Source organism: Bacillus cereus group sp. BfR-BA-01441 (assembly GCF_022663075.1).
In the GTDB taxonomy this organism is placed as follows: domain Bacteria; phylum Bacillota; class Bacilli; order Bacillales; family Bacillaceae_G; genus Bacillus_A; species Bacillus_A cereus.
In genome coordinates this window covers 1-625 of sequence record NZ_JAKUEU010000239.1, presented here as the reverse complement: position 1 = coordinate 625, position 625 = coordinate 1, and the positions used below count along the sequence as shown (strand labels likewise).

The window sequence follows — 625 nt, the reverse complement described above, 5'->3', positions numbered from 1 at the left end:
TTTAATTTTCTTAAGTTCCTCTAACGTGTTACCAGTATTCGGCTTGTTTTCTTTTAGTTCAGCGAGTTTGTCTTCAGCAGTTTGTTTCGCTTTCTTTAACTCAGCTAATTTTTCATCTACTTGTTTTTTAACTTCCTTAAGTTCATTAACCTTTTGATCAATGTTCTCTTTATGTTGCTTCATTTCATTCACTTTTTCATCGACAGTTTGTTTATGTTCTTTAATCTCATTCACTTTGTTATCGATATTTTGTTTATGCTCTTTTACTTCAGCAACTTTATCTTCTACTTGTTTTTTATGCTCTTTAATTTCAGCGATTTTATCTTCGGCGATTTGTTTGTCTTGCTGAAGTTTTGCATCTAACTCTTGTTTATGTTGTTTAATCTCGTTAATTTTTTCATCAGCAACTTGTTTGCGTTCATGTAGTTCATTCACCTTAGTATCAACATTTTCCTTAACTTTGTTAAGTTCATTTAATGTTTGATCCACGTTTTCTTTGTGTTGCTGTAATTTCGCATCTAACTCTTGTTTATGTTGCTTAATTTCAGCTAATCGATCTCCCGTACTTTGCTGAGAAGTAGCATCATTTACTTCCGCATGAGCAGGGTTCGCGCCAGCAATCATT

General features: G+C 33.0%; 1 pseudogene. It reads right to left on the bottom strand.

From position 1 onward, the window contains the following. Window positions 1–624 (bottom strand): annotated as a pseudogene (locus tag MR107_RS30290) (LPXTG cell wall anchor domain-containing protein); the annotation flags it as partial. Window position 625: the final 1 nt, after the last annotated feature.